The sequence below is a fragment of the Halothiobacillus sp. genome, from assembly GCF_028710545.1.
Lineage (GTDB): Bacteria > Pseudomonadota > Gammaproteobacteria > Halothiobacillales > Halothiobacillaceae > Halothiobacillus.
The window spans coordinates 1-4022 of sequence record NZ_JAQTTX010000099.1; the positions used below are offsets into that span (position 1 = coordinate 1).

Genomic DNA, 4022 nt, shown 5'->3' on the forward strand with positions numbered 1-4022 from the left:
AACCTTCTGCCAGATCACATTGGCCACGAAGTTCGCTGCCCCGAATATCTGCTCCATCAACAAGCCGAGATGAAACACCTCGTTGTCGTCGATGGAGACGAAGATCACACCGTCCTCGGTCAGTAGTTCCTTGGCCAGTTCCAGCCGGCGGTACATGAACTCCAGCCACTTGGAGTGACGATAAGCGTCGTCCTTATCGATGAAGCGGTCGTTGTAGATGAAGTCGCGGTTGCCGGTGTTGTACGGCGGGTCAATGTAGATGCATTTGACGCGGCCGGCATGGGTCATGCGCAGATAGCGCAAGGCGTCGAAGTTGTCGCCTTCGATGATCAGATTGTCCTGTGCGCTTTCACCACACGACAGATTGGCATCCCAATCCAACGCGACAAAATCATTGTTGACGGACAGGTCGTGGTCGATCTCGTCGCGCTCCCACACCAGCCCGAAGCGCGGCCGGCGGTCGCGTTCGCGCAGCAGGCGGACAAGCTGGTCCTTGGTGTAATCGTCGTAGTTATCAGCCATCAGGCAGGAGCGATCAGGTTTCTGGATCAACCCAGGCGACCAGGATCGTGTGCCGGGAATGACGCCGGATTGACGTGTGGCGTCATTGTAATTGACGTGGTGCGCTTTGCGCGAGGCGTCAATGCACACCAACATTCAGCCCATGCACATTGGGCAAGTTATTCGAGCTATCCGGGAGGCACGCAAGGCGACGCTGGAAGAAATCGCGTTCGCCGCGAACACCAATGCCAGCAACCTTTTCCGTATTGAGCGTGGCCGGCAGGGCTACTCGCCGGAAGCACTGGAACGCATTGCCCGGGCCCTTGGCGTTACCGTTGCCGAGCTGCATGTGCAGGCAGAAACGGTTATCGGGGCAGGTGCAAAATCCGCTTCCGGTGATCTGAATCAACGTGGCGCCAGTGCGCTGACGGCAAAATATGCGGCGCTCTCCCCTGAAAACCGCTCGCTCGCGGATGAGTTCATCGCCCTATTGCTACGGCGGCAGCGGACTTCAAAGTAGGTTTCTGCCGTCCTGCCAGCGCCGACTTTTTCATGGCGTTTCGCCCGGCTGGATTGGGCTAGCTATGGCAAAACGCCATAGCTGTCATCGCCCCACATTATGGAATCAGTGAATTAGCGTTGATGCCTTCGCTGCTGCCGTTTTGGCAGAGAGACCTCAACGACAAGTCAGGCCGACGACCTGCCGATCGACCAGTTTCGGCAAGTTCTCGGCCATAACGGCCGTTGGCCTAACGCGCTCAATCGGGCTGCAATCCTGCGCTTACCAGCCGTTCAGCCCGAAGAGGTCGCGAACGGCGGCTTTCCTATCTGGCGAATGCCTACTCCGTGCCCATAGCAGGTATAGGATAGATGGATCACGACTGTCTGCTGCAGTTCGCTTTGCAGTCATTCGGCAATCATAAATACCATGGATCTCGACGGGTACTTGTTGCGCCCCAGTGGATAACGAGATCACGATCACCACCAGAGAAACAGGCGCCTTATCATGACGTTGGGGTGGATGATTGACGTTCTCTCACTGCTGACCATCGGTAAAAACTCTGCTTGGCCAGTTCGACAGCCACAAGATAGACAAGGGTCATTGCGCCGAGGATGAAATAGAACCGGGCAGGGGGCGGCACAAATCCAAAATGCGTTCCTAGCGGCGTAAATGGCAATAGCACGGCAATAGCCACGACTGCCAGTGACGTCACCGTCAGCAGGGGATGTGCGCGGCTTGTCAGGGGGTTGCCGCGGGTCCTGATGATGAAGATCACCAGCACCTGGGTGCATAGCGACTCGACGAACCAACCGGTCTGAAACAGCTTCTCGTCCGCCTGCAAGACGACCAGCATGACGTAGAAGGTCAAGAAGTCGAACAGTGAGCTGATCGGCCCGATCACCAGCATGAAGTTGCGAATGAAGGTTAGGTCCAACACGCGTGGGCCGGCAACTTCCACGGCATCCACCTTGTCCAGCGGAATTGGCACTTCCGAGATGTCGTAGAGAATGTTGTTGAGAAGGATCTGGGTCGGCAACATCGGCAGGAATGGCAGGAACAGGGAGGCCCCCGCCATACTGAACATGTTGCCGAAGTTGGAACTGGTGCCCATCATGATGTACTTCATGATGTTGCCGAAAGTGCGTCGCCCTTCCAGTACGCCGGCATGGAGCACATGCAAGTCATGCCGTAGGAGGATCATGTCCGCCGCCTCCTTGGCCACATCCACGGCCGAGTCCACCGACAGGCCGACATCAGCCGAGTGGAGGGACGGCGCATCGTTGATCCCGTCGCCAAGATAGCCGACCACGTGGTCACGGGCCTTGAGTGCCTGGATCACGCGATCCTTCTGTCCCGGATTGACGCGACAGAAAAGGTTGGCCGTTTCCGCCCTGGCACGCAGTGTTTGGTCGTCCATCTGCGCAATTTCTTTGCCACTCAAGACTCCGACCACCGGAATTCTCAATTGCGCACAGACATGCCGGGTGACCAGATCGCTGTCGCCGGTAACGATCTTGATCGCAACCCCGGCCTGCTTGAGGGCTTCTAGTGCCGAAGCCGCACTCTCCTTGGGTGGATCCAGAAACCCGGCGAACCCGGCGAGCACCAACTCCGTTTCGTCGCCGACAACGGCATGAGGGTGATCCAAGGGCACCTGGCGCCAAGCAATGCCTAAGATACGAAAGCCATCAGCTTCCAGAGCGTGGTACTGACCGCGAATCGCCGACAGCGCCGCGTCGTCTACGGGGCGCTGTAGCCCTGGACCCTCGGCTTCGTAATGCGTACACAGTTCGACGATTTCGTCGGGTGCTCCCTTGACCACTAGCCATCGCGCCTCGCCGTTATCGATCAATACCGAGACTCGACGACGCTCGAAATCGAATTGCACCTCGTCGATCTTCTTCCAGTGCCCGACATCAATGTGCTGGTGGTCGAGAATGGCCTCGTCGAGGGGACTCTTCAAGCCGGTCTCGAAGAAACTGTTGAGGTAGGCAAGTTCCAATACCCGCTCACTGGGACGTCCTTCGGCATCCACATGACGTTCCATGTGAATTTTTCCTTCGGTCAGCGTGCCGGTCTTGTCCGTGCACAGGATGTCCATCGATCCAAGATCCTGAATCGCGGCCAATCTCTTGACGATCATGTGCTTCTTCGCCATGCGCAGCGCACCCCGCGCCAAGGTAACCGAGATCACCATCGGCAAGAGCTCCGGCGTCAGGCCAACGGCGAGCGCGACGGCAAACAGAAAGGATTCCAGCCACGGCTTCTGAAACCAGGCGTTTACGAGCAGGACGAACAGCACCATCAGCACCGTCATCCGCATGATCAGCATGCCAAACCGCCGAGTGCCCATTTCGAAGGATGTCGGTTGCGACTGCCGGGAAATGCTGTCCGCGATTTCGCCAATGGCGGTAAGGGTTCCGGTCTTGACCACCAGCATGCGGGCACTGCCGCTGATGACCGATGTGCCCATGAATACCGCGTTGGTGGCATCCTGAAGATCGGTGGCCGTTTCGGGCAGCGGATTCGGTCTCTTTTCCACCGGGTAGGATTCGCCGGTCAGCAGCGCCTGCTTGACAAAGAAGTCATGTGCTTCGAGCACTCTGCCGTCCGCAGGAATCAGATCGCCGGCGGCGAGTAGCACGATGTCACCGGGTACTAATTCGCTTACAGGTACATCGCTGGGTTGGCCATCACGAACGACGCTCACTCGAACGGATACCGAAAGTTTTAACTTCTCCGCAGCAGCATTGGCACGGTGCTCCTGGACAAAGTCCAGCGTGACGCTGAGCAGCACGATGCAGGTAATGATGAGGAAGTTGGTGGCCTCCCCGGTAAATGCCGAAACGGCGCTGGCAACGAGCAGGATGATGACCAGGGGGTTCTTGAAGCGAGTGAGGTACTGCGCCAGCAGCGACTTTTCCTGACGCTCGCGAAACAGGTTGGGGCCAAATCGGCCAAGACGCGCTTTGGCCTCTCGACTTGAAAGGCCAGAAACCTCGGCAGGTAGATTGCCTAC

General features: G+C 57.7%; 3 protein-coding genes. 1 reads left to right on the forward strand and 2 read right to left on the reverse strand.

The annotated features are described in order from the left end of the window. On the reverse strand, positions 1-657 hold a 657-nt coding region (locus PHD44_RS12395; RefSeq protein WP_300192177.1), incomplete at its 3' end, for a site-specific DNA-methyltransferase. On the opposite strand from PHD44_RS12395, the gene PHD44_RS12400 reads away from it, so the two are divergent. After that, on the forward strand, positions 644-1021 hold the full coding sequence (locus PHD44_RS12400) for a helix-turn-helix transcriptional regulator (protein WP_300192179.1): 378 nt from the start codon (positions 644-646) through the stop codon (positions 1019-1021). The genes PHD44_RS12395 and PHD44_RS12400 overlap by 14 nt on opposite strands. Before the next feature lie 484 nt (positions 1022-1505). Here the strand turns inward: PHD44_RS12400 and mgtA are convergent. After that, the coding region (gene mgtA, locus PHD44_RS12405; protein WP_300192181.1) for a magnesium-translocating P-type ATPase at positions 1506-4022 on the reverse strand (2517 nt) is incomplete at its 5' end.